Below are 18,418 nucleotides of genomic sequence, written 5' to 3'. Positions count from 1 at the left end.
GCGGTTGCCGGCCATGTGATGCATCACTCCTGCCGGACGAAGGAGCGACAGGACGACCACGCCCGGGCGGCGTTGTCGCCGGGGTTGGCTGAACCGTCTGGGGTGGTTAAAGGGGTGAGGCCCCACCGGTGGTGGGGCCTCGTCCTTGTAATGGTTGTCCGGCGGTGTCCTACTCTCCCACACTCTCTCGGGTGCAGTACCATCGGCGCTGTGGGTCTTAGCTTCCGGGTTCGGAATGGGACCGGGCGTTTCCCCCACGCTATGACCGCCGTAACCCTTGCTACCGGCCTGACCGGGCGCCCTCCCCCCGTGCTGGGGGTTTGGGTTCGGTGGCGGTAAATCTGTGGGTGTTGGTCGTGTTGTGCTGGTTGGACCTATTCAGTTGTAGGTGGTGCCCCCCGCCTGGTGCGGGGCCCTGGGTCCTTGCCTGCCCTGGTGGGGGCGGGGTGGGGACGGGTCCCGGTGGGGGTGGTTCCTGTTGTTGGTTGGGAACCGCATAGTGGACGCGTAGCATGTCGATCTTTCACCCGCCCCTGCGTCACCGTTCGTGAAGGGGGTTCGGGGTCCTGGTTGCCCGGGATCCCGTGACCACCTTGTCGTGGTGGGGGTGGGTGTGTGGTGTAAGTTATCGGCTTATTAGTACCGGTCAGCTTCACAGGTCTTTAGTCCCTGCTTCCACGTCCGGCCTATCAACCCAGTGGTCTGGCTGGGGGCCTCTCACACTCTTGGTGTATGGAAATCTCATCTTGAAGCAGGCTTCCCGCTTAGATGCTTTCAGCGGTTATCCCATCCGAACGTAGCTAATCAGCGGTGCACTTGGCAGTACAACTGACACACCAGAGGTTCGTCCGTCCCGGTCCTCTCGTACTAAGGACAGCCCTTCTCAAATTTCCTGCGCGCGCAGCGGATAGGGACCGAACTGTCTCACGACGTTCTAAACCCAGCTCGCGTACCGCTTTAATGGGCGAACAGCCCAACCCTTGGGACCTACTCCAGCCCCAGGATGCGACGAGCCGACATCGAGGTGCCAAACCATGCCGTCGATATGGACTCTTGGGCAAGATCAGCCTGTTATCCCCGAGGTACCTTTTATCCGTTGAGCGACGGCCATTCCACAATGTGCCGCCGGATCACTAGTCCCGACTTTCGTCCCTGCTTGAGATGTCTCTCTCACAGTCAAGCTCCCTTGTGCACTTACACTCGCCACCTGATTGCCAACCAGGCTGAGGGAACCTTTGGGCGCCTCCGTTACTTTTTAGGAGGCAACCGCCCCAGTTAAACTACCCATCAGGCACTGTCCCTGACCCGGATTACGGGCCGAAGTTAGATATCCAGAGTGACCAGAGTGGTATTTCAACGATGACTCCACGTGAACTGGCGTCCACGCTTCACAGTCTCCCACCTATCCTACACAAGCCACACCGAACACCAATACCAAACTATAGTGAAGGTCTCGGGGTCTTTCCGTCCTGCTGCGCGTAACGAGCATCTTTACTCGTACTGCAATTTCGCCGAGTTTATGGTTGAGACAGCGGGGAAGTCGTTACTCCATTCGTGCAGGTCGGAACTTACCCGACAAGGAATTTCGCTACCTTAGGATGGTTATAGTTACCACCGCCGTTTACTGGGGCTTAAATTCCCAGCTTCGTCCCACGCAAGCGTGAAACTAACCGGTCCTCTTAACCTTCCAGCACCGGGCAGGAGTCAGTCCGTATACATCGTCTTGCGACTTCGCACGGACCTGTGTTTTTAGTAAACAGTCGCTTCCCCCTGGTCTCTGCGGCCCCGATCCGCTCCGGCGAGCTAGTCGCCTTCACAGTTGGGGCCCCCCTTCTCCCGAAGTTACGGGGGCATTTTGCCGAGTTCCTTAACCATAATTCTCTCGATCGCCTTAGTATTCTCTACCTGATCACCTGTGTCGGTTTGGGGTACGGGCGGCTGGAACCTCGCGCCGATGCTTTTCTCGGCAGCATAGGATCACCGAATCCCCCCTTGACGGGGGTCCCATCAGATCTCAGGCTCGTGACTGAACACGAGGACGCGGATTTGCCTACGCCCTGCCCTACATCCTTAGACCGGGACAACCATCGCCCGGCTCGGCTACCTTCCTGCGTCACACCTGTTAATACGCTTACCTCCCGAGATCAGGTCCCGCGATCCACAAAAAACCACGTCACCACAAGGGTGGGCGGTCATGCTTCTGGCGGTTAGTATCCCTCGATCAGTATTGGCGGTTCTTCGCCGGTACGGGAATATCAACCCGTTGTCCATCGACTACGCCTGTCGGCCTCGCCTTAGGTCCCGACTTACCCAGGGCAGATTAGCTTGACCCTGGAACCCTTGATCATTCGGCGGACGGGTTTCTCACCCGTCTTTCGCTACTCATGCCTGCATTCTCACTCGTGTAGGCTCCACCGCTGGTTTCCACCGCGACTTCACTGCCCACACGACGCTCCCCTACCCATCCACATCCTTGAACCAAGAGAACAAGTCTCCGGCTTGGGATCTATGTGAATGCCACAACTTCGGCGGTGTACTTGAGCCCCGCTACATTGTCGGCGCGGAATCACTTGACCAGTGAGCTATTACGCACTCTTTCAAGGGTGGCTGCTTCTAAGCCAACCTCCTGGTTGTCTGGGCAACTCCACATCCTTTCCCACTTAGCACACGCTTAGGGGCCTTAGTTGGTGGTCTGGGCTGTTTCCCTCTCGACTATGAAGCTTATCCCCCACAGTCTCACTGCTGCGCTCTCACTTACCGGCATTCGGAGTTTGGCTGACGTCAGTAACCTTGTAGGGCCCATTAGCCATCCAGTAGCTCTACCTCCGGTAAGAAACACGCAACGCTGCACCTAAATGCATTTCGGGGAGAACCAGCTATCACGAAGTTTGATTGGCCTTTCACCCCTACCCACAGCTCATCCCCTCCATTTTCAACTGAAGTGGGTTCGGTCCTCCACGACGTCTTACCGTCGCTTCAACCTGGCCATGGGTAGATCACTTCGCTTCGGGTCTAGATCACGCCACTCACTCGCCCTATTCAGACTCGCTTTCGCTACGGCTTCCCCACACGGGTTAACCTCGCGACGTAACACTAACTCGCAGGCTCATTCTTCAAAAGGCACGCCATCACAGCTACAAGGCTGCTCTGACGGTTTGTAGGCACACGGTTTCAGGTACTGTTTCACTCCCCTCCCGGGGTACTTTTCACCTTTCCCTCACGGTACTGGTCCGCTATCGGTCATCAGGGAGTATTTAGGCTTACCAGGTGGTCCTGGCAGATTCGCACGGGATTTCTCGGGCCCCGTGCTACTTGGGATCCTCTCCAAACGGCGTCACGCATTACGGTTACGGGACTAACACCCTCTCCGGCCGGGCTTTCAAACCCGTTCACCTATACGCACGCACTCATTTCACCAGTCCGGCAGAACTGGAACGGAAAGTCCCACAACCCCAGTGATGCAACGCCCGCCGGCTATCACACACCACTGGTTTAGCCTCGTCCGCGTTCGCTCGCCACTACTAACGGAATCACTATTGTTTTCTCTTCCTGTGGGTACTGAGATGTTTCACTTCCCCACGTTCCCTCCACGTACCCTATGTGTTCAGATACGGGTCACCCGGTCACTCGCGCGCCGGGCGGGGTTTCCCCATTCGGACATCCTGGGATCAAAGTTCGGTTATCAACTCCCCCAGGCTTATCGCAGATTCCCACGTCCTTCTTCGGCTCCTGATGCCAAGGCATCCACCGTGTGCCCTTAAAAACTTGACCACAAAAGATCAAAAAACATATCGAGAAAACCAGGCCCGAACATACGTCCGAAACCAGATTTATCTTAGAAATTGCTTCTTTTTAAGATGCTCGCGTCCACTATGCAGTTCTCAACCAACAACCCCGTCACACCCGAACACCCGACCCCACACCCCCCACAAACGAGGGAGAACCAGGGAACAAACCGGGCGCGCAGCATGCGCGGGAAAACCAGAAACAACCAAACCCCACCCCCCGACACGCGGCACCAACCCCACACCAGGAACCCGACACGCACCCGAAGAAGAACCACCCAAGGAATCCACAAAGGACCCCTCACGTCGCCTTCCCCGCACGCACCCGGTACCCGGTCCACGACCGACACCACCCACGAAGAACAGGGCCCTGTTATCTCAGGACCCAACAGTGTGCCAAACGATTACCCGAACAAACCCCGACACGCGCTTTCCAGACACCAGCCGGCCACCATCCCCTTCCAGGGACACCAGCACCACCGGTGCGTACTCACACGCCACCAGGACCCCTCCGGGACCTATCCATTGATATTCCACCCATGAGCACCCACCGCGGAACAAACGCCCGCGCTATGGGCTGACTCCTGCAGGCCACACACCCACCACTGAGGATGGACGACATGAACCTGAGGCGCTCCTTAGAAAGGAGGTGATCCAGCCGCACCTTCCGGTACGGCTACCTTGTTACGACTTAGTCCCAATCGCCGGTCCCACCTTCGACGGCTCCCTCCCACAAGGGGTTAGGCCACCGGCTTCGGGTGTTACCAACTTTCGTGACTTGACGGGCGGTGTGTACAAGGCCCGGGAACGTATTCACCGCAGCGTTGCTGATCTGCGATTACTAGCGACTCCAACTTCATGAGGTCGAGTTGCAGACCTCAATCCGAACTGAGACCGGCTTTTTGGGATTAGCTCCACCTCACAGTATCGCAACCCTTTGTACCGGCCATTGTAGCATGCGTGAAGCCCAAGACATAAGGGGCATGATGATTTGACGTCGTCCCCACCTTCCTCCGAGTTGACCCCGGCAGTCTCCCATGAGTCCCCGGCATAACCCGCTGGCAACATGGAACGAGGGTTGCGCTCGTTGCGGGACTTAACCCAACATCTCACGACACGAGCTGACGACAACCATGCACCACCTGTAAACCGGCCACAAGTGGCTGACACATCTCTGCATCATTCCGGTTCATGTCAAGCCTTGGTAAGGTTCTTCGCGTTGCATCGAATTAATCCGCATGCTCCGCCGCTTGTGCGGGCCCCCGTCAATTCCTTTGAGTTTTAGCCTTGCGGCCGTACTCCCCAGGCGGGGCACTTAATGCGTTAGCTACGGCGCGGAAAACGTGGAATGTCCCCCACACCTAGTGCCCAACGTTTACGGCATGGACTACCAGGGTATCTAATCCTGTTCGCTCCCCATGCTTTCGCTCCTCAGCGTCAGTTACAGCCCAGAGACCTGCCTTCGCCATCGGTGTTCCTCCTGATATCTGCGCATTTCACCGCTACACCAGGAATTCCAGTCTCCCCTACTGCACTCTAGTCTGCCCGTACCCACCGCAGATCCGGAGTTAAGCCCCGGACTTTCACGGCAGACGCGACAAACCGCCTACGAGCTCTTTACGCCCAATAATTCCGGATAACGCTTGCGCCCTACGTATTACCGCGGCTGCTGGCACGTAGTTAGCCGGCGCTTCTTCTGCAGGTACCGTCACCCACCCAAAAGATGGACTTCTTCCCTACTGAAAGAGGTTTACAACCCGAAGGCCTTCATCCCTCACGCGGCGTCGCTGCATCAGGCTTGCGCCCATTGTGCAATATTCCCCACTGCTGCCTCCCGTAGGAGTCTGGGCCGTGTCTCAGTCCCAGTGTGGCCGGTCACCCTCTCAGGCCGGCTACCCGTCGTCGCCTTGGTAGGCCATTACCCCACCAACAAGCTGATAGGCCGCGAGTCCATCCAAAACCACAAAAGCTTTCCACCAACATGGCATGCGCCAGAAGGTCGTATCCAGTATTAGACCCGGTTTCCCAGGCTTATCCCAGAGTCAAGGGCAGGTTACTCACGTGTTACTCACCCGTTCGCCACTAATCCCCCCACAAGTGAGGTTCATCGTTCGACTTGCATGTGTTAAGCACGCCGCCAGCGTTCATCCTGAGCCAGGATCAAACTCTCCGTAAATGCATTACAGACACAACAACACCACCCGGGAAAACGGGTGACACCATTGCACAAAATTCGAAACCAGCCAAAAAAACCAGCCACCACACGGGGTGCGGCAACCAGCAAATTCAACCAATCAAAAAACAATCGGTATCAACAAACTTGGCACACTATTGAGTTCTCAAACAACAGGAGCTACCGGCACCAAACACAACCAAACGGATCTGTTCTCGCTCCGAAGCAACTTTACAAGCCTACCCCACCACCCCCGATCCCGCAAATCCGCTCCCCAGCCGCACCACCAGGCAAAAACCCGGCACCACCACCAACCAACGAACCCACACAACCGACAACAGAACCAAAGCCCATCCCGGCAGCATGCACAGCACACACCAGAACAGCTTCAACTCGAATCAAAGGGGGGATGTGTCACCCTCACCGGGGCAACTCCATAACTATAGAACCACAAACCCACCACCACCAAATCCACCCCCACCCCCACCCCCACCCCCACCACAGCGCGAAGACCACCGCGGTGCAGGAACGACGAGAGCCGGCACACCCCCTCGGGGCGTGCCGGCTCTCGTGGAAAGCGCCGCAGGCGGGTCAGGCGACGTCGACCATCGCCAGGTTGCGCTTCCCGCGGCGGACGAGCAGGTATCGCCCATGGAGGAGGTCGGCGTCGCCGACGGTGTGCTCCGCGTCGGTGATCTTCGCGTTGTTCACGTACGCCCCGCCCTCGGAGACGGTGCGCCGCGCCGCCGAGTTGCTCGCCGAGAGACCGGAGGCGACCAGCAGGTCCACGATCCCCAGTCCGTCCCTGGTGATGGCGACCGATTCCAGTTCCGCGGTCGCGGCCTCGAGGGTGGGGAGGTCGAGCACTGTGAGATCGCCCTGCCCGAAGAGGGCGGCCGACGCGGCGATGACCTTCTCGGTGGCATCCACGCCGTGGACGAGGGAGGTGACGTCGTAGGCCAGCGCGCGCTGGGCAGCCCGCTCGTGGGGCCGCTCCGCCGTCGCCCGCTCGAGCGCGTCGATCTCCTCGCGGCTGCGGAAGGTGAAGATCCGGAGCCGCTCGGTGACGTCGGCGTCCGAGGTGTTGAGCCAGAACTGGAACATGGCATACGGGCTGGTCATCGCGGCGTCGAGCCAGATGGCGTTGCCTTCGCTCTTGCCGAACTTGGTGCCGTCGGAGTTCGTGATCAGCGGCGTGCCGATGGCGTGCACGGCCGTGCCCTCGACCTTGCGGACCAGTTCCGTGCCGCTGGTGAGGTTGCCCCACTGGTCCGAACCGCCGGTCTGCAGGACGCAGCCGTAGTCGCGGAACAGCTGGAGGAAGTCCATGCCCTGCAGGATCTGGTAGCTGAACTCGGTGTAGCTGATGCCCTCGTCGGAGTTCAGGCGCTTGGCGACCGTCTCCTTCTTGATCATCGTGCCGACGCGGAAGTACTTGCCGACGTCGCGCAGGAAGTCGATGACGCTCATCGGGCCGGTCCAGTCGAGGTTGTTCACCATCCGGGCGGCGTTCTCGCCCTCGAAGTCGAGAAACTTCTGCACCTGGCCCTGGAGGTAGCCGACCCACTCGGCGACCGTCTCCTTGGTGTTCATGGTGCGCTCGGCCGTGGGACGGGGATCGCCGACGAGGCCGGTGGAACCACCGACCAGGCCGAGGGGCCGATGCCCGGCGAGCTGCAGCCGGCGCATCGTGAGGAGCTGGACGAGGTTGCCGAGGTGCAGGCTGGGCGCCGTGGGGTCGAATCCGCAGTAGAACGTGATGGGCGCGCCGGCGAGCAGTTCCTTCAGCTCGGCCTCGTCGGTGGAGACGTGGATCAGCCCACGCCACACCAGCTCGTCATGGATGCTCTCGAACGAGGGATCGTTGCGCTGGCTCTCGAGGCCACTGACCGGGGTTTTTGTTCGCTGGGACACCCCTCCAAATTATCAGCCGGCGATACCTGCAGGAATCCGGCCGGTCGAGATGACGCGGAGGCGCTGCGTGGGCCGGGTCATCGCCACGTAGAGATCGCCCACCCGCGCCGTCGCCGAATCGAGCATCTCCTGCGGTTCGAGGATGACGACGCCGTCGAATTCCAGGCCCTTCGACTCGCGGGGGCCGATCACCACGATGTCCTGGCCCGGCCCGCCCGCACCCGAACCGACACGGCTGCCGTAGACGGGCACCAGCGCCGCGCGTACCTCCGGCACCAGGTGGTCCGGCGCGATGACGGCGAGCAGCCCGCCGTCGATCGACGCCAGTTCCTCGGGCATGACGTCCACGAGGGACGGCACGAGATCCCGGACGGTATCGAGGACGGGAGGGAACCGGCCCTCGCGCACGGCCTTCGGTGCGGAGACGACGAGCCCCGCGGCGTTGGCCATCCGGACCGCCGCCTCGGCGATCTGCGAGGGGGTGCGGTAGTTGACCGTCAGTTCCTCGAGCTGCCAGCGCTCCCCCACGAACGGCTCGAGCGCCTGCTGCCAGGACCTGGATCCCGCCGCCGAGCTGGTCTGCGCGATGTCGCCGACGATGGTGAACGACTTCAGCGGACACCGGCGCATCAGGAGGCGCCACTGCATGGGTGAAAGCTCCTGCGCCTCGTCCACCACGATGTGGCCGTACGCCCAGGTGCGGTCCCCGGACGCGCGTTCGGCCGCGGACAGCCGGGTCACCGGGACGGCGTTGTGCTGGGCGAGGTCCTCGGCCGTCAGCACCCCGTCCACGCCGGCGTCCTCGAGCGTGGCGTTGACGTTCTCGAGGGCCCGCTCCGCATTGGCGAGGTCCCGCTTCTGCTCCTGCTCACGGGCGGAGCTGTCCCGCCCCGCGGACGCATCGAGCTCGCCGAGGAGTTCGGCGGCCTCGTCGAGCAGGGGGACGTCCGCCTCGGTCCAGGGGGCGTCGACGGGCCGGGCCAGGGCGGCCACCTCCGCGTCGGTGAGATCCGGGGCCGCTGCGCGGAGCAGCTCGGGACGCGCGAAGAGTTCCGCGACGAGCTTCTGCGGCGTGAGGGGCATCCAGGCGAGGTTGAGGGCGATCCGCACGTCGCGCGAGCTGCGGACGTCCTCGGCGAGGTAGGAGCGGTCCGCGTTGTTCCCTCCGCCCGAGGACTCCTCGAGCTTGTCCAGCAGCTGCTCGGTGAGCTCACGGAGGAGGATCTTGACGAACGTCACGCGCGCTTCGTTGTGCGGCTTGCCCGTGGCCCGCGCCCGTTCGCGCGCACGCGCCACCTGGCGGGGCGTGAGCGTCAGCAGGGTCCCCTCGACGTTGAGGCGCTTGTTCTCGGCCGGCACCCGCTCACGGTTGGCGACCGCGTTCCGGAGGACCCGGGCCATCTCGAGGCGGCCCTTGATGGCCGCCGCCGCCTCGCTCGTCTCCTGCACCGTCGACACGCCGGGCATCAGCGTACCGATGCCGGCCATGACGACGCCGGTCTCCCCGAGGGAGGGCAACACGCGTTCGATGTACTTCATGAAGGCGTCCGTCGGTCCGACCAGCAGCACGCCGGCGGACTTCAGCCGCTCCCGGTGCGTGTAGAGGAGGTAGGCGGCACGGTGGAGCGCGACGGCCGTCTTCCCGGTGCCGGGGCCGCCCTGCACCACGGTGACGCCGGGCAGCGGCGCACGGATGATGCGGTCCTGCTCGGCCTGGATGGTTCCGACGATGTCCGACATCTGGCCTGTGCGCCGCGAGTTCAGCGCGGCGAGCAGGGCGCCCTCACCCTGCAGGGACTCGTCGTCCCCGAGCAGGTCGACGTCGAGGACGTCGTCCTCGATGGCGACGACGTCGCGCCGCGACAGGATGAGGTGGCGACGGCGGCGGACGCCCATGCGCTCGAAGGCGGTGGCCTGGTAGAAGGTGCCCGCCTCGGGGGCACGCCAGTCCACCATGAGCTGCCGGAGGTCGTCGTCGGAGAGCCCGATGCGGCCGATGTAGCGTTCCTCGCCGCTGTCCAGGTCCAGGCGCCCGAAGACGAGCCGGTCGTCGACGGCGTTCAGCTGGGCGAGGCGGTCCTCGTACATCGTGGCGAAGGCGTCGCGCTCCGAGCGGTTCTGGTGGGAGCCGGCCGCCTGGGTGCGCCGGACCTCCGCGAGCTGCTCGACCTTCTCGGCACGGAGTTCGTCGAGGCGGCGGTACAGACCGTCGACGTAGCGGCGCTCGTGGTCCAGCTCCGCCCTGGCATGGGACGTCTCGTGCATCGGACACTACCTTCCTTCAAAGACGGACCGTCAAGTCTAGCGCGTGGACTACACGGTTCTCAGCGCGTGGACGTTCCGGCCGGCCAGGCTGGCCCGGCCACCGAGGTCGCCGAGTTCGAGGACCACTCCGCAGCCTGCGACGACGGCTCCAGCCTGTTCGAGCAAGGCGCATGCGGCGACGAGCGTTCCGCCCGTGGCGAGCACGTCGTCCAGGACCAGGACGCGCGCCCCGGCGGGCAGGTCGGACTGGTGGAGCTCGAGCGTCGCCTGCCCGTATTCGAGGTCGTAGGACGCGCTGTACACGGCGCGGGGCAGCTTGCCGGCCTTGCGCACCGTGACGACGCCGGTGCCGGTCGCGTAGGCGACGGCCGCCGCGAGGAGGAAGCCGCGGGCCTCGACCCCGGCCACGGCGTCGAACGATCCGGCGAAAGGCTCCGCGACCGCGTCGACCACGGCGCGGAACGCCCGGGCGTCGGAGAAGACGGGGGTGAGGTCACGGAAGACGATGCCCGGGGACGGGAAGTCGGGGACGACGGCGCAGAGGCGGTCGATGGCGTCCGTGGCGTCGGCCGCGAGTCCGGTCGGTCCTGCTGCTGTCGCCGGGGTTCCGCCGGCATCCGCTCCGCTGATTGTCACGGATCAACACTACGTGCTGCGGGGCGCTTACCGGGACGGTAGCGCGAGACCGTCGGATCCCCGGGCAGCCAGAAACGCCACGGGTACTGAGCGGTCCCGGCGATCCCGCTCACACCGACGCGCGGGCCGCGGGCGATGTCCGTCGGGGGCGTGTCCGGGAGGGCGAGCCGGAAGGGGTGCGCGAGCACATCCGCTCCATCAGCCGCGCGGTCGAGGCCCAGTGCCTGCGCGAGCCGGGCCGGCCCCCGTGCGAGGTCGAGGTCCGTCGCCGGGTGGGAGCGCCGCACGCGGGCGAGGTCCACGCCCTCGGTGATCTCCCCCGCGCGCAGGAGGAGACCCGTGGCCCACCCCTCCGACCCGCACACGATGTTGGCGCAGTAGTGCATGCCGTAGGTGAAGTAGACGTAGAGGTGGCCGGCCGGGCCGAACATGGTGGCGTTCCGCGCGGTCTTCCCGCGGAAGGCGTGCGAGCCGGGGTCGTCGGGGCCGAGGTAGGCCTCCACCTCCGAGATGCGGACCGTTACCCCGCCGTCGTCGCCCGTGTGGCTGAGCTGCGCCCCGAGCAGCCAAGGGGCGACGCCGAGGGCGCTGCCGCCCAGCCTGGCCCGTACGTCCGCTGCCGTCCCGCTCTGATCGACCACCCGTCGACCGTAGCAAGCCCGACCCGCGCGGGTCCTGCCGCAGTGTCCGAAACCCGCTAGTTCCATCCTCCGGGGGGTGGCAGGATGACGACATGGACTTCTGGCAGCAGTACCGGGCGATCGACGCGCGCGATGTGCGCTTCGACGGGCAGTTCGTCACCGCGGTCTCGAGCACGGGCATCTACTGCCGGCCCTCCTGCCCCGCCCGCACCCCGAAGCCCTCCAACGTCACCTTCTACCGCACCTCGGCCGCCGCCCACGAGGCCGGGTACCGGGCGTGCAAGCGGTGCCTGCCCGAGGCCGTCCCCGGTGACCCGGAATGGAACCTCCGCAGCGATGCCGCGGCCCGCGCCATGCGCCTCATCGCCGACGGCGAGGTGGACCGGGCGGGAGTCGCCGGCCTCGCAGCCCGGCTCGGGTACTCGGCCCGCCACCTCAACCGCATCCTCAAGGACGAACTGGGGGCCGGGGCGCTCTCGCTGGCCCGCGCCCACCGCGCCCAGACCGCCAGGGCCCTGCTCACCGCATCGACGCTGCGGTTCTCCGACGTCGCGTTCGCAGCCGGCTTCGGGAGCATCCGTCAGTTCAACGACACCGTGCAGCAGGTCTTCGACCTCACGCCCGGACAGCTGCGGGACGCCTCCCGGCAGCTCCGCGGGCACGCGGGCGAGGAGGCGGCTTCCGGCGGTCCGCTCCGGATCCCCCTGTTCCTGCCGACGCGCCTGCCCTACGACAACGGGATCTTCCGGTTCCTCGCCGCACGGGCGGTGGAGGGGGTGGAACAGGCCGGCGGATCGGGCTACGAGAGGCTCCTCCACCTGCCCGCGGGCCCCGCCTGGTTCAGGGCGGGCGCCGTCGAAGCGCGCGGCAGGGGGCAGGCCGCCCTGCCCGTGACGGTCTCGGTGGCGGGGCTGGGTGATCTGCCGGCCCTGCTGAGCCGGATCCGGCGGCTCTTCGACCTCGACGCCGACCCGGTGGCCATCGACGCGGCCCTCCGCCGGCACCCGACCTTCGCACGTCTCACCGCGGCCACGCCGGGACTGCGTCTTCCCGGGTCCGTGGATCCCCACGAGACACTCGTCCGGGCCATCGTCGGCCAGCAGGTGACCGTCGCCGCGGCCAGGACGGCCCTCGGCCGCCTCGCCACGGCGGGTCCCGCCGTCGAGGCACCGGGCACCGGCCTGTCGAGGATGTTCCCGTCGGCGCAGGACCTCGCGGAGGCACCCGAGCCGCTCCTGCGCGGGCCCCGCCGACGGAACGATGCCCTGCGGGCCGCGGTCCACGGCCTGGCGTCGGGTTCCCTCGAGATCGGGGTGGGAGCCCGCCCCGAGACACTGCGCGCCGAGCTGCTGCAGCTGCCCGGCATCGGCCCCTGGACCGCGGACTACGTCACCATGCGGGTCCTCGGCCACCCCGACACGAACCTGCCCACCGATGCCGCCGTGCGCCTGGGCTGGCGCCTCGCCGGCCGGGACGCCGATCGGCCGGACGACGGCGTCCCGGCGCCGTCGGGCCCCTCGCTCGCCGACGCGATGGACACCGTCCGCCCCTGGCGCTCGTACGCGACCGTGCACCTGTGGAGGGAGGCCGGACGACGGACCGCCCGCACAGGCGGCGGGGCTCCGCTCGACGCCGTCGCCTGACCCGCTCCGCCTACCCGTGACCACCGAAGGGATTCCCGCCATGACCGCCACACTCGCCCCCACCGCCCCGCTGCGCGGCGCCACCACCACCACGATCGACACGCCCGACGGCGCCTTCACCGTCATCGAGGCGGAGGGCGCAGTACTGTCCTCCGGCTGGACGGACCTCCCCTCCGAGCTCACCGGGCAGATCCACCCGAGCATCAGGGCGGTGGGCTTCGATCCTGCCGCGTCGTCGGTGCAGCCGATCCTCGACGCCGTCGCCCGCTACTACGACGGCGACTTCGAGGCCATCACGACGGTGCGGGTCCGGCAGTCCTCGGGACCGTTCCGGGTCCATGCCTGGGAGGTCCTCCGCACCGTCCGGCCGGGGGCACCGGTCACGTACCTCCAGTACGCCGAGCGCGCCGGCAACCCCACGGCCGTCCGCGCCGCTGCGGCGGCCTGCGCCAAGAACGCCGCGGCGCTCTTCGTCCCGTGCCACAGGATCATCCGCACCGACGGCACGCTCGGCGGGTTCCGGTGGGGGCTGCCGGTGAAGCAGCGGCTGCTCGATCGGGAGTCCGGCCGGGCGCAGGAGGCCTGACCGGCCCTCCGCCCGGACCGCCCGAACCGGGCGTCCGCGCGGAGGGTCAGGCGTGTGCCACGAGGCGCTGGCGGGCCGCCATGTCGCGGTACAGGTCGCTGCTCTCGAGGAGCTCCTGATGCGTGCCCACGGCCTCGACGCGCCCCTGGTCCAGGACCACGATCTGGTCGAAGTCGGCGATCGTCGACAGGCGGTGGGCGACGACGACGACCGTCCGGTCCCGCGAGGCCTCCCCCAGCGTCCGCTGGAGGAGCTGCTCGGTCCGGGAGTCCACGGCGGACGTCGGCTCGTCCATCAGCAGGACGGGGCGGTCCGCGAGGATCACCCGGGCCCAGGCGAGGCGCTGCCGCTGTCCGCCGGAGAGGCGGATGCCGTCCTCCCCCAGGTTGAGGTCGAGGCCGTCGTCGGACCGCTCGCCGAGTTCGTCGAGGCCCACGGCGGCGAGGACGCGGCGAAGCTGGTCGTCGGTCGCCTCCGGGGCTGCGAGCCGGAGGTTGTCGGCGAGGGTCCCGCTGAGGACCGGGGCCTCCTGTTCCACGAGGCCGATGCGTGAACGGAGCTCGGAGCGCGGGATCCGGGCCAGCGCGGTGCCGTCGACGGTGATGCTGCCGCCCGTCGGCTCGTAGAACCGTTCCAGGAGCGCGAGCACTGTGGATTTGCCGGCACCCGACGGGCCGACGAGTGCCGTGCGGCTTCCCGCGGGGACGGAGAAGCTCACACCGTCGAGGACCAGCGGGTCGCCGTCGACCGGGTCGAGGGCCTGCAGGGGATCCGGTGACGAAGGACCCCTCCGGGCGGGCGCGCCCCCGGACGCGGGTGCGGGCGGCCCACCGGCGGCACCGTCCGCCGCGGCGTAGCGGAAGCTGACGTCACGGAGTTCGATCGGACCGCTCGCGGTCGCTGGTGCCGTGACCGGCTCCGTCGGGGCGGGACGCTCCTCGTCGGTCCGCTCGGGCTCGAGCCGCGCGATCTCCTGGATGCGGTCGAGCGCGGCCAGCCCGGACTGGATCTGCACGAAGGCGCTCATGGCCGAACCGATCGGCATCACGAGCAGGAACAGGTAGAGGATGAACGCGATGAGGTCGCCGAGCAGCAGTTCGCCCGCCGCGACGCGGATGCCGCCGACGGCGAGCACCACGATGAAGGCGCCCTGGACGCAGATCGACATGATGGGCTGGACGGCGGCCTGGAGACGTGCCATGGCGATGCCGGCCCGGTAGGCCTTCGTGGCTTCCACGTCGATCACGGCCGCTTCGCGCTGCTCGGCGACGGAGGCCTTGATGGTGCGGATCCCCGACAGGCCCCGCTCCACGGCCGCGGTCATGGAGCCGACGGCGTCCTGCACATCGCGGCTGCGCCTGCGGATCAGCCGACCGAGGAACAGCACCCCGCCCGCACCCAGCAGCACCGCGGCCAGGGTGATCGCGAAGAGCAGCGGATCGATGAGCACCATCAGCACGACGGCCGCGAAGAACATCAGAACGGACGAGACGATCTCGAACAGGCCCGAGGTGATGACGCTGCGCATCAGGGTGGTGTCCGAGCCGACACGCGACATGAGGTCGCCGACCCGGCGCCGGTCGAACTCGCGGATCGGCAGGGCGAGCAGCCGGCCGACCAGCGACCGGCGCACGCCGAGGACCACCGACTCGGCGGTGCGCTGCAGCAGGTAGGACTGGGCGGCCCCGAACACGGCTCCGCCGAGGGTGATGGCGACGAGGAGCCACACGAACACCGTGGCCGGGCGGCTCGCCGACACGGCGTTGACGAGCTGCTGCACCATGAGGGGCTGGGCGATCGCCAGCCCGGTCGAGACCAGGGACACGACGGCGACCACGACGAGGACACGGACGTGCCCCCGCAGGTAGGGGAAGAACTCGCGGAGGGTGGCGCGCTGGTCGGTGGGCTGCATGCACACACCCTGCGCCGGGTGCACGGGCCTGTCAAAGGACTTCGCGGCAGGCGTAGCAGGGCGACAGGGCGCCCGCCGTCCGTGCGGCGTGGTCCCGGGAAGGGGCCACGCCGCGTCCGGATCAGGCCGCCGCGTACCCCGCGACGTCGTCCAGCTCCGCCCGCAGGGCGGAGAGCTGGCGCCGGACGGCGGACGGGGCCGTACCGCCCTGCGCGTCGCGGCTCGCCAGGGACCCCTCGACCGTCAGGACCTCGCGGACCGCCGGCGTGAGATGCGCCGAGATGCCCCCGAACTCCTCGTCCGTCAGGTCCCACAGTTCGACGCCGCGCTGCTCCGCGATCCGCACGGCCGCGCCGGAGAGCTCGTGGGCCTCCCGGAACGGGACACCCTGGCGGACGAGCCACTCCGCGATGTCCGTGGCCAGGGCGAACCCCTGCGGTGCGAGCGCCGCCATGCGCCCGGTGTTGAAGACCAGCGTCGCGATCATGCCGGACACCGCGGGCAGGAGGACCTCGAGCGTGTCGACGGCGTCGAACACCGGTTCCTTGTCCTCCTGGAGATCGCGGTTGTAGGCCAGGGGCATGCCCTTGAGCGTCGCGAGCAGACCCGTCAGATCACCGATCAGACGGCCCGCCTTGCCGCGCGCGAGCTCGGCGACGTCCGGGTTCTTCTTCTGCGGCATGATCGACGAGCCCGTGGAGAACGCGTCGTCGAGCGTGACGAAGGAGAACTCCTTCGTGGCCCAGATGATGATCTCCTCGCTCACGCGGGAGAGATCGACGCCGATCATCGCCGTCACCCACGCGAACTCGGCGTAGACGTCCCGGGACGCGGTGCCGTCGATGGAGTTGTGCGTGGCGGAGAAGAACCCGAGGTCCGCCGCCACGGCCTCGGGATCGAGCCCGAGGGACGAACCCGCCAGCGCGCCCGATCCATAGGGCGAGACCCCTGCCCGGCGGTCCCAGTCCTTCAGCCGCTGCACGTCGCGCAGCAGCGCCCACGCGTGGGCGAGCAGGTGGTGGCTCAGCAGGACCGGCTGCGCGTGCTGCAGGTGCGTCCGGCCGGGCATGGGCACCTCGAGGTGGGCCTCCGCCTGGTCGACGAGCGCGCCGATCGTCGCGAGGACGCCGCCGGCGATGATCCGGGCGTGGTCCCTGAGGTACATGCGCCCGAGCGTCGCCACCTGGTCGTTGCGGGACCTGCCGGCGCGCAGCTTCCCGCCGAGGGCCGGCCCGGCACGCTCGATGAGGCCGCGCTCCAGCGAACCGTGCACGTCCTCGTCGGTCTCGGCCGGCAGGTAGGCGCCGGACCGCACGTCCTCGTCGAGCCGGTCCAGTGCGTCCAGCATGCCCGCGAGCTCGGCGTCGTCGAGCAGGCCCGCCCGGTGGAGCACCCGCGCGTGGGCGCGGGATCCCTCGATGTCGTACCGGGCCAGGCGCCAGTCGAAGTGGGTCGACTTGCTGAGGGCGGCGAGGGCGTCCGCGGGGCCGCCGGCGAACCGGCCGCCCCACAGCGAGCCCTCGTTGGTCCCGCCACCGTGCACTGGGGCCATCAGGCGCCCGCCCGCTGGTCCCGGCTCGATGCCACCTTCGAGGACAGGCCGAAGATCTCGATGAACCCACGGGCCATCGACTGGTCGAAGGTGTCGCCGGAGTCGTAGGTCGCGAGGTTGAAGTCGTAGAGGGCGACGTCCGAGCGGCGGCCGGTGACGGTGGCGCGGCCCCCGTGGAGGTCCATGCGGATGTCCCCCGTCACGTACTTCTGCGTGTCGTCCACGAAGGTGTCCAGCGAGCGCTTCAGCGGGGAGAACCACTGGCCGTCGTACACGAGCTCGGTCCAGCGCTGGTCGACGGTCTTCTTGAAGCGGGCCTGCTCGCGCTCGATGGTCACGTTCTCGAGTTCGCGGTGCGCGGCGATGAGGGCCATGGCGCCGGGGGCCTCGTAGATCTCGCGGCTCTTGATGCCGACCAGGCGGTCCTCGACGATGTCGATGCGGCCGATGCCCTGGGCACCCGCACGGCGGTTGAGCTCCTCGATGGCCTGCAGCGGGGTGACGGCGTGGCCGTCGATCGCCACGGGGACGCCCTCCCGGAAGGAGATGGTGACCTCGTCCACGGCGGGCGGGAACTCCGGCGACGCCGTGTAGTCGTAGACGTCCTTGGTGGGACCGTTCCAGATGTCCTCGAGGAAGCCCGTCTCGACGGCACGGCCCCACACGTTCTGGTCGATGGAGAACGGGTTCTTCTTGGTGGTCTCGATCGGCAGTCCCTTCTCCTCGGCGAAGGCGATCGCCTTGTCGCGGGTGAGGGCCAGGTCCCGGACGGGGGCGATGCACTTCAGGTCGGGGCCCAGGGTCTGGATGCCCACCTCGAAGCGCACCTGATCGTTGCCCTTGCCCGTGCAGCCGTGGGACACCGTCGTCGCGCCGAACTCGCGCGCGGCGGCGACGAGGTGCTTGACGATGACCGGACGGGACAGGGCCGAGACGAGCGGGTAGGCGTCCATGTAGAGGGCGTTGGCCTTCAGGGCGGGCATGCAGTAGTCGGTGGCGAACTCCTCGCGGGCGTCGGCCACGTACGCCTCGACGGCTCCGCAGCCGAGTGCGCGCTGGCGGATGGTCTCGAGGGATTCTCCGCCCTGTCCGACGTCGACGGCCACCGCGATCACCTCGGCCCCGGTGGCTTCCGCGATCCAGCCGATGGCGACGGAGGTGTCGAGTCCGCCGGAGTAGGCGAGGACGATGCGTTCTGTCACGGGAAATGCTCCTTCGATTGTCCGGGCGGGCGCCCGTGCTGTCTGTGGGTGTCTGTGGGTGTCTGTGGGTGTCTATGGGTGGCTGTAGGTGTTCGGGTGTTCGGTGTTC

Annotated in this window: 9 protein-coding genes and 3 rRNA genes; 2 read left to right on the top strand and 10 right to left on the bottom strand. The window is 66.7% G+C overall.

Translation table 11 applies throughout. The features are described 5' to 3' along the window. Window positions 1-156: 156 nt before the first annotated feature. The 7 genes from rrf to QFZ50_RS03785 form a co-directional block, all read right to left on the bottom strand. A 5S ribosomal RNA gene (gene rrf / locus QFZ50_RS03815) occupies window positions 157-273 on the bottom strand. A gap of 342 nt (window positions 274-615) precedes the next feature. Next, window positions 616-3,771: ribosomal RNA gene (locus QFZ50_RS03810) — 23S ribosomal RNA — on the bottom strand. A gap of 656 nt (window positions 3,772-4,427) precedes the next feature. After that, window positions 4,428-5,961, bottom strand: a 16S ribosomal RNA gene (locus QFZ50_RS03805). Together the 16S, 23S and 5S rRNA genes form the textbook arrangement of a ribosomal RNA operon. Window positions 5,962-6,549: 588 nt before the next feature. Next, a complete protein-coding gene (tyrS, locus tag QFZ50_RS03800) occupies window positions 6,550-7,872 on the bottom strand; it encodes a tyrosine--tRNA ligase (RefSeq protein ID WP_307082055.1) in 1,323 nt (440 codons plus the stop codon). A 12-nt stretch (window positions 7,873-7,884) separates the two neighbouring features. Then, window positions 7,885-10,137, bottom strand: coding sequence for a HelD family protein (locus QFZ50_RS03795; RefSeq protein WP_307082053.1), 2,253 nt, complete (start codon window positions 10,135-10,137; stop codon window positions 7,885-7,887). A gap of 48 nt (window positions 10,138-10,185) precedes the next feature. After that, entirely contained in the window at window positions 10,186-10,689 is a 504-nt protein-coding gene (locus tag QFZ50_RS03790; RefSeq protein WP_307086651.1) for an adenine phosphoribosyltransferase, read from the bottom strand. 80 nt (window positions 10,690-10,769) lie between these two features. Continuing rightward, window positions 10,770-11,414: a DNA-3-methyladenine glycosylase gene (locus QFZ50_RS03785; protein ID WP_373462243.1), complete on the bottom strand. Its 645-nt coding sequence runs from the start codon at window positions 11,412-11,414 to the stop codon at window positions 10,770-10,772. A gap of 92 nt (window positions 11,415-11,506) precedes the next feature. On the opposite strand from QFZ50_RS03785, the gene QFZ50_RS03780 reads away from it, so the two are divergent. Together QFZ50_RS03780 and QFZ50_RS03775 are read left to right on the top strand one after the other, a co-directional pair. Then, window positions 11,507-13,057: an Ada metal-binding domain-containing protein gene (locus QFZ50_RS03780; protein ID WP_307082051.1), complete on the top strand. Its 1,551-nt coding sequence runs from the start codon at window positions 11,507-11,509 to the stop codon at window positions 13,055-13,057. Between the two features lie 40 nt (window positions 13,058-13,097). Continuing rightward, window positions 13,098-13,643: a methylated-DNA--[protein]-cysteine S-methyltransferase gene (locus tag QFZ50_RS03775; protein WP_307082049.1), complete on the top strand. Its 546-nt coding sequence runs from the start codon at window positions 13,098-13,100 to the stop codon at window positions 13,641-13,643. 46 nt (window positions 13,644-13,689) lie between these two features. Here QFZ50_RS03775 and QFZ50_RS03770 read toward each other — a convergent pair whose 3' ends face one another. The 3 genes from QFZ50_RS03770 to QFZ50_RS03760 all read right to left on the bottom strand — a co-directional run bounded on the left by QFZ50_RS03770 (window position 13,690) and on the right by QFZ50_RS03760 (window position 18,309). Beyond that, a complete protein-coding gene (locus QFZ50_RS03770; RefSeq protein WP_307082047.1) occupies window positions 13,690-15,555 on the bottom strand; it encodes an ABC transporter ATP-binding protein in 1,866 nt (621 codons plus the stop codon). 121 nt (window positions 15,556-15,676) lie between these two features. Beyond that, window positions 15,677-17,107 carry an argininosuccinate lyase gene (gene argH, locus QFZ50_RS03765; protein ID WP_307082045.1) on the bottom strand — a complete coding sequence of 477 codons (1,431 nt, stop codon included), beginning with the start codon at window positions 17,105-17,107 and terminating at the stop codon, window positions 15,677-15,679. Further along, the gene (locus QFZ50_RS03760; protein WP_307082043.1) at window positions 17,107-18,309 is read right to left on the bottom strand and encodes an argininosuccinate synthase; all 1,203 of its coding nucleotides are present in this window, start codon (window positions 18,307-18,309) and stop codon (window positions 17,107-17,109) included. Before QFZ50_RS03760 ends, argH begins: the two co-directional genes overlap by 1 nt. Between the last annotated feature and the right edge of the window lie 109 nt (window positions 18,310-18,418).

The organism is Arthrobacter agilis, from assembly GCF_030816075.1.
GTDB classification, from domain to species: domain Bacteria; phylum Actinomycetota; class Actinomycetes; order Actinomycetales; family Micrococcaceae; genus Arthrobacter_D; species Arthrobacter_D agilis_E.
The sequence above is the reverse complement of the archived record's forward strand: the minus strand, read 5'-3'. Positions and strand labels throughout refer to the sequence as shown.

Excerpts from the sequence above, each read along its gene's own strand:
- argH (WP_307082045.1), bottom strand. The coding sequence starts at position 17,107 with ATGGCCCCAGTGCACGGTGGCGGGACCAACGAGGGCTCGCTGTGGGGC.
- QFZ50_RS03770 (WP_307082047.1), bottom strand. The coding sequence starts at position 15,555 with ATGCAGCCCACCGACCAGCGCGCCACCCTCCGCGAGTTCTTCCCCTAC.
- QFZ50_RS03775 (WP_307082049.1), top strand. The coding sequence starts at position 13,098 with ATGACCGCCACACTCGCCCCCACCGCCCCGCTGCGCGGCGCCACCACC.
- QFZ50_RS03795 (WP_307082053.1), bottom strand. The coding sequence starts at position 10,137 with ATGCACGAGACGTCCCATGCCAGGGCGGAGCTGGACCACGAGCGCCGC.
- QFZ50_RS03780 (WP_307082051.1), top strand. The coding sequence starts at position 11,507 with ATGGACTTCTGGCAGCAGTACCGGGCGATCGACGCGCGCGATGTGCGC.